The sequence below is a fragment of the Jannaschia sp. L-14R genome, from assembly GCF_056857695.1.
In genome coordinates, this window is the sequence record NZ_JBSXNP010000006.1 from 68,983 (window position 1) to 81,619 (window position 12,637).

Genomic DNA, 12,637 nt, shown 5'->3' on the forward strand with positions numbered 1-12,637 from the left:
CCCCTTCGGATATCAGCGCATCGGCGACAATAGGGCATTGCCCAGCGTACAATCGCGGATGACATCCGCACCACAGCGTCGCGGGTCCAGATCCTTGGTCAGACAGACGCGCACTTCCTGAATCCGCCCGGCGCGGCAAGTGATCGTCACTCCGTCTGCGGACAGGTCTGGATTGGCCTCCAGAAAAGCCTCCTCGATCACACGGGCAGGCAGGGTCACTTCGCGGCCCAGATCGCGGATCGCGGAGGGTCTGCTGACTGCGCCGTAAGCATCCCGCGCCGCAGCCAGATAAGCCGGCGCAGTCAGTCCGGAACAGGTGCCATGCTTGCGCCATTGATAAAATGCCAGCCCCGAACTGCCCATGATATCCTCCATCGCCTCGGTTTCACCGCGCGTCGCTGGCCGGTCCGCGGTGCGGCAGAAGCTGGGCCAGCCACTCTCATATTGCGGCCACAGACCATGAAGCGTGAAACCGAACCCGCGCCCGGGATCGCATTGCGGCGATCTGCGAGCGTCCCCGTCCAGCGCGCACCAGGTCGGCGTCCACGACAGCGCCAGGACATAATAGTCGAAATCGCCCTGCGCATCGCCCTCTGCCCAAGCCGGTACGGCCATTGGCGCAGTGAGAATCAAAAGGACGGCAAGCAGACGTTTCATCTTGGGTCTTTCCCATTGGCGCGACCCGGCCTATATAGCGTCCCAAGTTCCCCGAAAGCGAGAACAAGCGGCCCCGGTCGCAGCCCCTGATCCGGGCGACGCTAAAGTCATGTCTGAAGGAAGCGATCCGATGAACAAACCCATCATGGCGAAAGCCACGGCCGTCTGGCTGGTCGACAATACCACCCTGAGCTTCAAGCAGATCGGCGATTTCTGCGACCTGCACGAGTTGGAAGTCCAGGGCATTGCCGACGGCGACGTTGCCGTTGGCGTCAAGGGTTTCGACCCGATCGCCAACAACCAGTTGACTGCCGAAGAGATCGAAAAGGCCGAGAAAGATCCGGTCCACAAGATCCAGTTGAAGTTCAATGCCGCCGCACAGGGCGAAGAAAAGCGCCGGGGTCCGCGCTACACTCCCCTGTCCAAACGTCAGGACCGGCCCGCGTCGATCCTGTGGCTGGTGAAGTTTCACCCCGAGTTGTCGGACGCGCAGGTCAGCAAGCTGATCGGCACCACCAAGCCGACCATTCAGGCGATCCGCGAGCGGACGCACTGGAACATCCAGAACATCCAGCCGATCGACCCCGTTGCCCTGGGCCTGTGCAAACAGACCGAACTGGATGCCGCAGTCCAGAAAGCCGCCGCCAAACTGACAGCGTCAGGTGAAGTGATGAGCGACGATGAGCGGCGCAAGCTGGTCTCGACCGAGCAGAGCCTTGGCATGGATACGGACGAGCCGAAGATGCCGTCCAACATGTCCGGCCTCGAAACATTCAGCCTGTCCGGGCAGGACGACGAGGATAAACCCGACCGCCGCGACGTGCGCGATGCCGAGAGCTTCTTCAACCTGCCTGAGGGTGAGGACGACGAGGATGAGGTCGAAGACGGCAAGAAGAAAAAGAAGCGTTGACCGCTATCGGTTCTCGACCGTGATCAGCCGCCCCTCGGGGCGGCTTTTTCATTAGGTGGCCAGTCGACGAATAACCTCGAAGGACCGGCGCACCCGTCCGATGGATCAGGCGTTCAGCGACTCGATATAGGCGCGCAGCTCGGAGCCTTCCTGTCGCGCTTCGCGCAACCCATCCATGGCGGCTCTTGCCTCGGCTTCCGATGCGCTCAGCTTGGCCATCAGCTCCTGTTCCCGGTATTGCAGATAGGTGATCGCCTCGTCGCGTTGTTCCTCAGCGTCGTGCAGAGACTTGGCCATGTCTTCCAACTCGGCGACGTCGGACACGGTCACGCGGCTGAACCGATAGACCAGCCAGGATGCGAACCATCCCAGCACGAAGGCGACAAACAGGATCACCGCGATCGCGATGACGAATTCGGTGCGGTTCATTCGGTGGCCCCTCCCGTGGGCGTGGTGTCGGGCGGATGGTCGGCGGCCGCGCCGTCGTGCGGAGGCGCTTCCTGATCAGCAGCGTCAGGGACGGCAGCGTCAGGGGCGGCACCATCTGCTGCGGACGGGGCATCCCCTACCTCAGACGTGCCGGTCCGGCGATCGAAAAGGGTGAAGGTAATGCGGCGGTTGGCCTCGCGTCCCTCCTCGGTGTCGTTATCGGCGATGGGCTGCGATTCGCCATAGCCGTTCGCGATCAGCTGGCTGGGGGCCACACCCCGCCCGATCAGCGCATTGCGCACTGCATCGGCCCGCGCGATGGACAAGGCGAGGTTGGTATCCTCGCGCCCCTGGCTGTCGGTATGCCCACCGATTTCGAACACCGCGTTGGGGCATTCGTCCAGCGTATCTTTCAGGCTGCCCAGCTGTTCGTCGCCGGCTGCTTCGATGACCGCCTCGCCGGGGGCGAACGACAGCTTGTGTTCAACCAGTATCGTGTTCAGGCGATCGGCGCATTCTGCAGGCGAGGGTATGTTCAGCAGCGGGTCGAGTTCCGCGTCATACCGGACCTCGACGCGGAAATTCGCCTCGGCCCCCAGCTTGTCGGACAACAGACCGGAAATTTCCGCCTCGGCCCGCGTATTGCCGGTGACGCCCCGCAGAACCACCAGGTCCGGCTGCACGATCACCGACCCGTTTTCCAGTCGCGACAGGGCATCCATCCCCGCCAGCACGCGGGCGGGCCAGCCGCGCGGCAGACTCGCATCCTGACGGGTCGCGATATAGGTATTCGATGAGCCGAACAAAGCGCGACCATAGCTGACGACGGCGGCCTGCTGCGCCTCGTCGTACAGCCGTCCGCGCAACTGCACCTGACCTTCCGGCGCGAGGGTGGCGACGAATTCGGGGGTGCCGGTTTCGGCTTCGCCCGTACCATCGACCTGTGTTGCCTCGGGCAGGACGGCGGACAGGACGAAGAGATCGGGCAAGGCGGCAGAGAGTTCGGCCACGACGGTGTCGAAAGCCGGTTGATCCGTGCCTTCGCTGGCGATCAGCGATACGTCGGCATCCGACAGTGTCAGCGCACCTCCGCCCAGATTGTTCAGGGCAGCTATCCCCTCGGCGGCGGCGACCGACCAGCCGGCCGATGGGACGCCAAGTGCGATCACGCAATCCGCCTCGCCCGCAAAACCCGCTGCAACGGCCGCATCCAGAACGCGGGTCCGGGCCTGTTCGGAATCGACGGCACAAGCTTCAAATCGGGGGGCACCGTCTGGCGGCATGACAAAGCGCAGCGTGAAAGGTGTGATCACCGGACGCGGTGCCCCGATGTTCAGCGACAGATCGATATCGGCTGGCTTATCGCGGGTAATCGCGCGCTCCAGCGTGATCCGCTCCTCGTCGCTGTCGGCAACGGCCGTGACGACGACACGTCCCGCATCGACCGAGACCTTGGCGCGGGGCAACTGATCCAACGCGGACATCGCGAAGCGAAGCGACTCCTCCCATCCGGGCGGAACGGCATAATCCGCCGTCTCGACCATGTTGGTGACCTCCAGCGGCATCGCCCTTCCGGCGCGCGCCAGCAGAGAGGACAACAATTCAGGGCCGCCATTCGCCGGGACCAGCCCGATGACCGAGACATCGGCATCGTTGCGCAGGATTTCCAGCGAAAAACGGGGTGCGGTCACCGGGCGACTGGCCTCCACTTCCATCGCGTCGATGATGCGGCCCGGATCGACAATGGCACCCGCGCGGGTGATGGCGCGAAAGCGCGACGGTTCGTCAGGGGCAGTGCCAGACAGGATCAGCTGCAACCCGTCCGTATCAACTTCGGCCCAGTCCAGCCCGGCGGCGTCCAGTGCCCCGGCCACCACGGCGCGCGACGACATTTCAATGTAACTGGCCCCGAACCATGCTCCGGCGACTGCACTGGCTGCCGCAAGACCGAATGCGATAGTGGTTGCGATTGTGCGCTTGGCTGACATGTTTATCCCGAATTCCCTGCGCCTGACTAACGGCCCTCTCGGGCAGGGGCAATCACACCAGGGCCGCCATGGCAAAAAACGGCAAGGGGATCAGCCCGGTCGTGCGATTGGCCCGAAACAATCGCAGGCAAAGCGCGGCATCGGTGACATCCAGCCGCATCATCTGCCAGGCCAGATGCCATCCCATTGCCCAGACGCCCAACAGCGCTGTCATCGCCGAAACCGGTGGAAGCGCCGTGACAATTGCCGCCGAGAGCAGGATCACCGTCGACGCCGCGAAGCCGCGCATCCAAGGGCCAGGGGTATCGCCAAAGCGCCGGGCCGTGGATTTGACGCCGATCAGGGCGTCATCCTCAACGTCCTGATAAGCATAGATCGTATCGTAGAAGAGCGTCCATGCAATGCCTCCCAGATAAAGCAGAATCGGCGGCCACCCCAACCCCCCGGTGTGCGCCGCCCAGGCCAGCAGCGCGCCCCAGTTGAACGCCAGACCCAGGAACACCTGCGGCCACCAGGTGAACCGCTTGGCGAACGGATAGATCGCGACCGGGATCAGGGACAGCAGCCCCAGGACAATGGCCGTGTCGTTGAACGTCAGCAGGATCGCGGCGGATACCACGACCTGCACCGTCAACCAGATCAGCGCGCCGCGTACCGTCACCTGCCCGGACGGAATGGGTCGTGACCGGGTACGCGCGACCGCGGCGTCGATGTCACGGTCGGTCACATCGTTCCAGGTGCAGCCCGCGCCGCGCATCAGGACCGCTCCGATGGCGCAGCCTACCGCGATCCAGATGTCAAAAGGTCGAAATCCGGTTGCCGCCACCGCAAGGGCCAGCCCCCACCAGCACGGCAACAGCAACAGCCATGTCCCGATCGGCCGGTCGGCGCGCGACAGTCGCAGATAGGGTCGCGTCGCCTTCGGGGCCAACCGATCGACCCAGTTGCCCTTGACGGCGTCGGCCACCTGTCCTTGATCGGATGCATCGGTCATCGGAAGGACCCCTCTCTCATGGACAGCAAAGTCAGGCTGCACATAACCGGACCCCTGCACGGGGGACAACAGGCGGTGCTGTCGAAGGATCAGGCGCATTACCTGTCTGGCGTCATGCGGCTTTCGCCGGGCGACACGATCACCGTATTCGACGGCGCGTCCGGTGCGTGGCGGGCAACCATCGACGCGGCGTCCAAGCGCGGCGGCACCCTGACGCTGGGCGACCGGGTCGCGCCGCAACGCGATCCGCCCGACATCTGGCTGTGCTTCGCGCCGATCAAGAAAGCGCGAACGGACTTCATCGTGGAAAAGGCGACGGAGCTGGGCGCGGCACGCATCTGCCCGGTCACGACGCGCTACACCAATTCCGAACGCATTCGCCGCGACCGGCTGCAGGCTCATGCTGTCGAAGCCGCCGAGCAATGCGGCGGCACCTTTGTGCCCCCGGTCGACGAAATCGTAACGCTGGCGAAGCTGCTGGACCACTGGCCCGACGACCGCGCGCTGATTTTCTGCGACGAGGCGCTGTCTGACGATCCCGATTGGTCTGGAGAGGGAGAATCGAACCCATGGCCCCCCGCCCCCGCCGCGATCCTGATCGGCCCGGAAGGCGGCTTCGCTCCCGCAGAACGCGACCGTCTGCGCGCGCATCCGCAGGCCATGGCCGTGGGTCTGGGTCCGCGCATCCTGCGGGCGGATACGGCGGCAGTGGCAGCGCTGACGGTGTGGCAGACCACGCAGGGGGACTGGACGTGATGCTCGCGTCTGAGTCGCATCGCCCGGCGATCGAAGCGATGTTGGGCATAAGTCCGGAACTGGCGATGTTCCCGCTCGGCAATCTGGTTCGGTACGGGATGGAGGGCGGGCATCCACACGCGATGTCCTTCTGGCTGGATGGCGCGACATCCCCGACGGCAATCCTTGGCCTGACGGACGGCGGCATGGCTCTGCCGGTCTGGTCCGGTGCCTTCGATCCGGCGCGCGCGGCGGAACACCTTTGCGGGCAGACTCTGACGGGTTTCGCCGGGGCCGCATCGCCGGTCCGCGACCTGATCGCGGCGGTAGGTCTGTCGGGCGCCCCGGCGGTCCTGTCGGAGGACGAGCCGCAGTTCCTCGCCCATCTGAACACCCTGTCCGTGCCCGACCGCCCCGGCACGCTGTCTCCGCTGACCGTCGACGTCGCTACGGCCGTTGCGTGGCGGCAAGCCTATGACGCGGAACTGCATCTGGGCGCTTCGTCGGTCGAAGACGCTGAAGCGCAGGTTCAGCGCTGGATCGCCGAAGACACGCACCGCTTCCTGATGATCGACGGCATCCCCGCCGCCATGACCGGCTTCACCGCGGTGCTGCCCGACATTGTGCAGGTCGGCGGCGTTTATACCCCGCCTTCTGCGCGCAACCGCGGGCTGGCGCGCCACGCCGTCGCGCTGCATCTGGCCGAAGCACGGGATGCGGGCATGACCCGTGCCACCCTGTTCGCAGCCACGAATGCGGCGGTCGCCTGCTATCGCCCGCTGGGGTTCGAGCGGATCGGCGATTTCGCCCTCGTGCTGTTCGACGGAAAGGTTGTGCCATGATCCGCCCCGAGGCCGCCGCTCTGATGATCCGCTGGCGCGAGGCGCTGATCGGCGGGGGCGCGGTTATTCTGGGCCTCGGGCTCTGGATCGCATCCGGCGGTCTGATCGCCTTTTTCGGGGCGGTCGCCATGACGGTCGGCGCGTTCCTTCTTGTGTCGGGCATCCGGGCCGCAAGATTCCGTACCGCAACCCAGTCGCCCGGCGTGGTCGAGGTGGACGAGGGACGCATCACCTATCTGGGGCCGATCCTCGGTGGCAGCGTCGAGCTGGACGAGTTGACCGAAGTGGCCTTCCTCCGCACCCGCGGGGGCGAGGCGTTCTGGCGCCTGGCGCAGTTCACTGGCCAGCCGCTGATGATCCCCGAAGGAGCTGCCGGGTCCGACAAGCTGCTGGATGCCCTGGCCCCTCTGCCGGGGCTGGACACGGGTGCCATGGTGCGGGCCGTGCAGTCGCATGCGCCTGCGACGATCACGGTCTGGCGGCGGACGGGTCACCGCGCCTTGACTTGATCCCGTCCGACCCTCATCCCCGAACCGAAACGGCAGGAGGCCGCGCATGTCCATTCCCCAGTCCGGCGGCGGCCAGATTACCGACCATTCCCAGCTTGCCGAATACCTGGCTTCGGGGTGCAAGCCCAAGGACCAGTGGCGCATCGGCACCGAGCATGAAAAATTCGGTTATTGTGAAGACACCCTGAAGCCCCTGCCCTACGAAGGCGAGCGGTCGATTCATGCCGTCCTGTCAGGACTGCGCGACCGCTTCGGCTGGACCCCGGTCGAGGAGGGCGGTCACCTGATCGGGCTGGAAAAGGACGGGGCCAACGTCAGCCTTGAACCGGGCGGCCAGCTGGAGCTTTCGGGCGCACCGCTGGAGAGCATCCACCAGACCTGCGACGAAGTGAACGTCCATCTTGCCGAAGTGAGGTCCGTCGCCGACGAGATCGGCGTCAAGTTCATCGGGCTGGGTGCCGCGCCGATCTGGCGGCACGAGGACATGCCTTTGATGCCCAAGGGGCGCTACAAGCTGATGGATGCCTATATGGGCAAGGTCGGCACGATGGGCCGGGTGATGATGCGGCGCACGACGACGGTGCAGGTCAACCTCGACTTCGCGTCCGAGGCGGACATGGTGCAGAAACTGCGCGTCGCCATGGCCTTGCAATCGGTGGCAACGGCGCTGTTCGCCAATTCGCCGTTTTTCGAGGGCAGGCCCAACGGCCACAAGTCATGGCGCAGCCGGGTCTGGCGCGATCTGGATGCCGACCGCACCGGCATCCCTGCCTTTGTCTTCGAGGACGGCTTCGGGTTCGAGCGGTGGGTGCAATATGCCCTCGATACGCCAATGTACTTCGTCTACCGCGACGGCAAGTATGTCGACGCATTGGGCATGTCGTTCCGCGATTTCCTCAAGGGTGAATTGCCCGCGCTGCCAGGCGAAAAGCCGACGCTGTCGGACTGGGCCGATCACCTGACGACGCTGTTCCCCGAAGCCCGTATCAAGAAATACATGGAGATGCGCGGTGCCGACGGCGGCACATGGCGGCGGCTCTGCGCCCTGCCCGCGTTCTGGGTCGGGTTGCTCTATGATCAGTCGTCGCTGGACGCGGCATGGGATCTGGCCAAGGGCTGGGATCACGAAACGCGGCTGGCGCTGCGGGTCGCGGCCAGCGAAGACGGGCTTCAGGCCGAAGTGAACGGCATCAGGATGCATGACCTGGCGCGCGAGCTGGTCGACATCAGCCACGCCGGTCTTGCCGCCCGCGCGATGCCCGGTGCGGGCGGGTTGGTTCCGGACGAGACGCATTTCCTGAACGCGCTGAGGGAATCGATCGAGTCGGGGAAAACTCCCGCCGACGAGCTTCTGGACGATTACAACGGTCGCTGGGGTGGGGATCTGACGCGGATTTACGCCGAACGCAGCTACTGACGATGTGTTGCCCGCCCCGCCGTCTTCACGGACGGCAGGGGCGGAAACCCTCCCAATACCCGCTGCTTTTCCGGGGCGTTGGAATTGCCTGCCACTTTGTGCCGTCAGGTCTCGGGCACCAGGTCCAGAACGAACCGCACCACCCTGGCGGCGGGCATTTCGCAGGGTTTGAGGCGGGATCCCGATTCAAGTCGATACAGGTTCATGCTGATATAATCCGTCCCATCCAACGCGTGGGCGACCAGTTTCTCCGATGCGCCTCCGACAAACAAACTACGCGTCACCAGCCAGGTCTTGCCTAGGGCCTGTCCCCTGAACGTGCCCAGCGGAAGCGCCAACAGCGCCTCTGCCACGGCGTCGGGACCGGAGTCGGGCCGGTTGGGGATGAGACCAGTCAGAGTGAATACCAACCTTTGCCAAACAAGGCCGCTTATCCCGAAGCGGTCCAGCAACAAGCTCCGATTTCAAGATCCATCACCCGTTGCACCTGCGCGCAGTGCTGGCGGGCATGACGAAACCAGCACGTCTCACAACCAGAAAGTCATTTCAGACCGATCCGGGGTTCCTCACCGTTCAGTATGCGACGAATATTCGCAGCGTGACGATAAAAAATCAGGGTGGCCAGCGCGATGCAGAACACTACGGCCTGCGGCACCAGCCACAGCGCGAAGACGGGGGCTGCGACGGCGGCGATCAATGCGGCCAGCGACGACATGCGGAACGCGGCGGCGGCCGCCAGCCACGTCAGACATGCGGCGACTCCAAGCGGCCACGACAGCGCCAGCAGCGTGCCGAGGAAGGTCGCCACCCCTTTGCCGCCCCGGAATCGCAGAAAGACCGGGAAGCAATGCCCGAGGAACGCCATCACTCCGGCCAGCTGCGCCGCGTCTTCCCCGACAAGTGCGCGCGCCAGCAGGACAGCGGCACCGCCCTTGCCCGCATCGCCCAGCAATGTCAGCAGCGCGGCGGGTTTGTTGCCGGTGCGCAGAACATTCGTCGCGCCGATGTTGCCCGATCCGATCTTTCGCAGATCCCCCAGCCCGAACAGCCGCGCCATGACGATACCGAACGGCACCGACCCCAGCAGATAGGCCAGCACGGCAACGACCAGCAGGGACAGGGGGGCGGATGCGATTTCGGGCGTCATCAGGTCGCCGCCCGGTCGTAGACGCAGGTGCCCGCGACCCAGGTGGCCAGCACACGCCCTTCCATCCGCGCGCCATCGAACGGGGTGTTCTTGGACTTGGAGGCAAGGGTGAAACGGTCCAGCACGAACGGCGCATCCGGGTCGAACAGCACCAGATCGGCGGGCGCGCCCGCGTCCAGCGTTCCACCTTCCAGTCCCAGCCGCCGGGCAGGGTTCATCGACAGGGCGCGCCACAGTTCCGGCAGCGTCAGATGGCCCGCCTTCACCAACCGCATCGCCGCGGGCAGCAGCGTTTCCAGACCGACGGCGCCCGGCGCGGCCTCCTCGAAGGGCAGGCGCTTCGATTCCTCGTCCTGAGGGGTGTGCATGGAGCTGATGATGTCGATCAACCCATCCGCCAGCGCGTCTGCTACGGCCATCCGGTCGTACTCGTCCCGCAGGGGCGGCATCACCTTGAAGAAGGTGCGGTAGTCCGCGACGTCCAGCACATTCAGCGTCAGGTGGTGGATCGACGTGCCCGCCGTCACGTCCAGTCCGAAAGCCTTGGCACGGATCAGCGCTGGCAAGGCCGCAGCCGTGGTGATCTGGTCCATGTGATAAGCGACGCCCGTCGCCTCGACCAGGGCCAGGTCGCGGTCCAGCCCCATGCGTTCGGCCAGGGGCGACACGCCCGGCAGCCCGCGCAGGCTGGCGAATTTGCCGGACGTAATGCAGGCCCCGGCCGACAGTCCCGGATCCTGCGGATGACCGATGACCAGTGCACCCAGCGACCGTGCATAGGTCAGGCAGCGTGACAGAACCTTGGTGTCGGCAACGACATGCGTGCCATCCGAAAACGCTACCGCACCGGCATCGCGCAGAAACCCGATCTCGACCATCTCGCGGCCCGCACGGCCCCGTGTCAGGGCCGCAATGTGACGGACGCGAACCGGCGAATGGCCGGCACGTCCGCGGGCATGTTCCAGTATTTCGGGACTGTCGATAACGGGCATCGTATCGGGGCGGCAAACCATCGTCGTCACACCGCCGCGTGCCGCCGCGATGCCTGCCGTACGGAAACTTTCCTTGTGTCGTTCACCGGGTTCGCCGACCTTGACGCCGATATCGACAATACCAGGAGCCAGACATTTTCCGCGACAGTCGATGACCTGTGCAGCCGGGCCGGGGTCGGTGATGCGGCCATCCTCGATCCGCAATTCGCCATGGGTGTCCGCGCCCGTGACGGGGTCGATCAGGCGGGCGTTGGTCAACAGGATCGAGCTCATGCCACCCGGTTAGCCAAGAGGCCGCGCCAAGTCCATCAGCGATACAGGGGCGATCAGGGTTGGACGGCCCGCGTTGCGGGGCCGCCATTCGGTGTCACCACAGCAACAGAAGGAGCGTCGCAGCCACGACTGCCCCCAACACGATCCAGACGATGCGCCGCTTTGTCATAGGGTTGCCCACGGCGGCACCCGGCGTTTCCAGATGCGGTGACTTCGAAGCCCGCGGCAGGGACCTCGGGCTGTCGTCGGCTTCGGCCGGAGCATAGCTGCCGATGTGGGTCAGCTCGGGCCGGGGGGTCAGCGTCTGCAACCCCTCGACCGCGCGAGGGGCCAGCACTACGACATCACCGGACAGTGCATCGAGGCGGGCCGCATCAGCGGCCAGAACCGGGTCGGGAATGTCGTGCGCCTGCGCCAGATAGGCCCGCAGGCCCATAGGCGCGACATCTTCCACGGCAAAGACTTCGGCATAGGTCGGATCGATCGCACCCCCTACAGCCGCTTCGAGCGATGTCGCGGAGACCTCTTCGCTCAGACGCGACAGATAGGTCTGGTGCGTCAGCTTCAGAGCGCCGTCACTGACGGAAAAGACGTGGATACGAGGGTCGCGCGGTGTCAGGGCTAAGGTCATGGAAACTCCTGTGGTCATGCATTGAAGATCAACGCGCGGCAGGGCCGCCGGGTTCAGCCTGACCCGCCGACTCCCGCAAATTTGCTGCCAGAAGGTCCATCGCCGCCATGCGGACTGCAACCCCCATCTCCACCTGTTCCTGAATGACGGAGCGGTTGATATCGTCTGCCAGCGTTCCGTCGATCTCCACACCGCGGTTCATCGGACCCGGATGCATGACGATGGCATCTGGTTTGGCATGCAATAACTTTTCTGCGTCCAGCCCGAAGCGATGGTAATATTCCCGCTCGGTGGGGATGAAGCCGCCGTCCATCCGCTCCTTCTGAAGGCGCAGCATCATCACCACGTCCGCGCCTTTCAGCCCCTTTGCCATGTCGTCGGTCACCTCCACGCCCAACTGGTCGATCTGCGTGGGCATCAGCGTCGGCGGCCCGACCAGGCGAACGCGGTTTTCCATCTTGCCCAGCAGGATCAGGTTCGACCTGGCAACGCGCGAATGCGCGATGTCGCCGCAGATCGCCACGGTCAGCCGGTGCAGTCGCCCCTTCGCACGCCGGATCGTCAACGCATCCAACAGGGCTTGCGTCGGGTGTTCGTGCTTGCCATCCCCCGCGTTCAGCACGGCGCAATTCACCTTTTCCGCCAACAGGTTCACTGCTCCCGACTGCGGATGCCGCACCACCAGAAGATCGGGTCGCATCGCGTTCAGTGTCAGGGCCGTGTCGATCAGCGTCTCACCCTTTTTCAGGCTGCTGGCCTGCATCGCCATGTTCATGACGTCCGCGCCCAGCCGCTTGCCCGCGATCTCGAAACTCGCCTGAGTCCGCGTCGAATTCTCGAAGAACATGTTGATCTGCGTCAGCCCGGCCAGCGCATCGCCATGCTTGTGCCCGGCCCGCGTCGCTTCGGCGTAATGGTCGGCACGGTCCAGCAGAGCGATGATTTCCGACGGGTGCAGGGGCTCGATGCCCAGAAGGTGGCGTTGATTGAAAGTCATGGGACATCCCTTGCCGCTCCGCGTCCTGCTTGTCGGGCGTTGTGGCGCGGGGATCAAGGGGATGCGGTCATGTTGAAGATTGGCGGCGACGACCGACAGAGTATAATGGGGTTCGG

At 64.9% G+C, this 12,637-nt stretch carries 14 protein-coding genes; 5 read left to right on the top strand and 9 right to left on the bottom strand.

All coding sequences use genetic code 11. The annotated features are described in order from the left end of the window. Positions 1-12: 12 nt before the first annotated feature. Positions 13-657, bottom strand: coding sequence for a ribonuclease T2 family protein (locus AC13C2_RS01125; protein ID WP_482885679.1), 645 nt, complete (start codon positions 655-657; stop codon positions 13-15). 130 nt (positions 658-787) lie between these two features. Between AC13C2_RS01125 and AC13C2_RS01130 the strand changes: the two genes are divergently transcribed. Continuing rightward, positions 788-1,567: a DUF1013 domain-containing protein gene (locus AC13C2_RS01130; protein ID WP_482885680.1), complete on the top strand. Its 780-nt coding sequence runs from the start codon at positions 788-790 to the stop codon at positions 1,565-1,567. A gap of 105 nt (positions 1,568-1,672) precedes the next feature. Here AC13C2_RS01130 and AC13C2_RS01135 read toward each other — a convergent pair whose 3' ends face one another. The 3 genes from AC13C2_RS01135 to ubiA are packed head-to-tail and all read right to left on the bottom strand — an operon-like array spanning position 1,673 to position 4,978. Continuing rightward, on the bottom strand, positions 1,673-1,996 hold the full coding sequence (locus tag AC13C2_RS01135; RefSeq protein ID WP_482885681.1) for a hypothetical protein: 324 nt from the start codon (positions 1,994-1,996) through the stop codon (positions 1,673-1,675). Continuing rightward, positions 1,993-3,984, bottom strand: a complete 1,992-nt coding sequence (locus tag AC13C2_RS01140; protein ID WP_482885682.1) for an OmpA family protein — start codon at positions 3,982-3,984, stop codon at positions 1,993-1,995. Before AC13C2_RS01140 ends, AC13C2_RS01135 begins: the two co-directional genes overlap by 4 nt. Before the next feature lie 52 nt (positions 3,985-4,036). Next, positions 4,037-4,978, bottom strand: a complete 942-nt coding sequence (gene ubiA, locus AC13C2_RS01145; protein ID WP_482885683.1) for a 4-hydroxybenzoate octaprenyltransferase — start codon at positions 4,976-4,978, stop codon at positions 4,037-4,039. Positions 4,979-4,996: 18 nt separating this feature from the next. Here ubiA and AC13C2_RS01150 point away from each other — a divergent pair, with 18 nt between their 5' ends. The 4 genes from AC13C2_RS01150 to AC13C2_RS01165 are packed head-to-tail and all read left to right on the top strand — an operon-like array spanning position 4,997 to position 8,481. Beyond that, positions 4,997-5,734 carry a 16S rRNA (uracil(1498)-N(3))-methyltransferase gene (locus AC13C2_RS01150; RefSeq protein WP_482885684.1) on the top strand — a complete coding sequence of 246 codons (738 nt, stop codon included), beginning with the start codon at positions 4,997-4,999 and terminating at the stop codon, positions 5,732-5,734. Beyond that, positions 5,734-6,555, top strand: a complete 822-nt coding sequence (locus tag AC13C2_RS01155; protein WP_482885736.1) for a GNAT family N-acetyltransferase — start codon at positions 5,734-5,736, stop codon at positions 6,553-6,555. The genes AC13C2_RS01150 and AC13C2_RS01155 overlap by 1 nt, the downstream gene beginning before the upstream one ends. After that, complete coding sequence (locus AC13C2_RS01160) at positions 6,552-7,064, top strand: hypothetical protein (protein ID WP_424337653.1); 513 nt, start codon at positions 6,552-6,554, stop codon at positions 7,062-7,064. The genes AC13C2_RS01155 and AC13C2_RS01160 overlap by 4 nt, the downstream gene beginning before the upstream one ends. A gap of 46 nt (positions 7,065-7,110) precedes the next feature. Beyond that, positions 7,111-8,481, top strand: a complete 1,371-nt coding sequence (locus AC13C2_RS01165) for a glutamate--cysteine ligase (protein ID WP_482885685.1) — start codon at positions 7,111-7,113, stop codon at positions 8,479-8,481. A gap of 104 nt (positions 8,482-8,585) precedes the next feature. Here AC13C2_RS01165 and AC13C2_RS01170 read toward each other — a convergent pair whose 3' ends face one another. The 5 genes from AC13C2_RS01170 to AC13C2_RS01190 form a co-directional block, all read right to left on the bottom strand. Next, entirely contained in the window at positions 8,586-8,933 is a 348-nt protein-coding gene (locus AC13C2_RS01170; protein WP_482885686.1) for a hypothetical protein, read from the bottom strand. 89 nt (positions 8,934-9,022) lie between these two features. Then, the gene (gene plsY / locus AC13C2_RS01175; RefSeq protein ID WP_482885687.1) at positions 9,023-9,628 is read right to left on the bottom strand and encodes a glycerol-3-phosphate 1-O-acyltransferase PlsY; all 606 of its coding nucleotides are present in this window, start codon (positions 9,626-9,628) and stop codon (positions 9,023-9,025) included. Beyond that, a complete protein-coding gene (gene pyrC / locus AC13C2_RS01180; protein ID WP_482885688.1) occupies positions 9,628-10,893 on the bottom strand; it encodes a dihydroorotase in 1,266 nt (421 codons plus the stop codon). The genes plsY and pyrC overlap by 1 nt, the downstream gene beginning before the upstream one ends. A 94-nt stretch (positions 10,894-10,987) precedes the next feature. After that, complete coding sequence (locus tag AC13C2_RS01185) at positions 10,988-11,524, bottom strand: hypothetical protein (RefSeq protein WP_482885689.1); 537 nt, start codon at positions 11,522-11,524, stop codon at positions 10,988-10,990. A 28-nt stretch (positions 11,525-11,552) separates the two neighbouring features. Then, positions 11,553-12,521, bottom strand: a complete 969-nt coding sequence (locus AC13C2_RS01190; RefSeq protein ID WP_482885690.1) for an aspartate carbamoyltransferase catalytic subunit — start codon at positions 12,519-12,521, stop codon at positions 11,553-11,555. Positions 12,522-12,637: the final 116 nt, after the last annotated feature.

Bases quoted from the DNA above. Each gene is read 5' to 3' on its own strand.
- pyrC (WP_482885688.1), bottom strand. From the start codon at position 10,893: ATGAGCTCGATCCTGTTGACCAACGCCCGCCTGATCGACCCCGTCACG.
- AC13C2_RS01150 (WP_482885684.1), top strand. From the start codon at position 4,997: ATGGACAGCAAAGTCAGGCTGCACATAACCGGACCCCTGCACGGGGGA.
- AC13C2_RS01190 (WP_482885690.1), bottom strand. From the start codon at position 12,521: ATGACTTTCAATCAACGCCACCTTCTGGGCATCGAGCCCCTGCACCCG.
- AC13C2_RS01140 (WP_482885682.1), bottom strand. From the start codon at position 3,984: ATGTCAGCCAAGCGCACAATCGCAACCACTATCGCATTCGGTCTTGCG.
- AC13C2_RS01185 (WP_482885689.1), bottom strand. From the start codon at position 11,524: ATGACCTTAGCCCTGACACCGCGCGACCCTCGTATCCACGTCTTTTCC.
- AC13C2_RS01135 (WP_482885681.1), bottom strand. From the start codon at position 1,996: ATGAACCGCACCGAATTCGTCATCGCGATCGCGGTGATCCTGTTTGTC.
- plsY (WP_482885687.1), bottom strand. From the start codon at position 9,628: ATGACGCCCGAAATCGCATCCGCCCCCCTGTCCCTGCTGGTCGTTGCC.
- ubiA (WP_482885683.1), bottom strand. From the start codon at position 4,978: ATGACCGATGCATCCGATCAAGGACAGGTGGCCGACGCCGTCAAGGGC.
- AC13C2_RS01125 (WP_482885679.1), bottom strand. From the start codon at position 657: ATGAAACGTCTGCTTGCCGTCCTTTTGATTCTCACTGCGCCAATGGCC.
- AC13C2_RS01165 (WP_482885685.1), top strand. From the start codon at position 7,111: ATGTCCATTCCCCAGTCCGGCGGCGGCCAGATTACCGACCATTCCCAG.
- AC13C2_RS01155 (WP_482885736.1), top strand. From the start codon at position 5,734: ATGCTCGCGTCTGAGTCGCATCGCCCGGCGATCGAAGCGATGTTGGGC.
- AC13C2_RS01160 (WP_424337653.1), top strand. From the start codon at position 6,552: ATGATCCGCCCCGAGGCCGCCGCTCTGATGATCCGCTGGCGCGAGGCG.
- AC13C2_RS01130 (WP_482885680.1), top strand. From the start codon at position 788: ATGAACAAACCCATCATGGCGAAAGCCACGGCCGTCTGGCTGGTCGAC.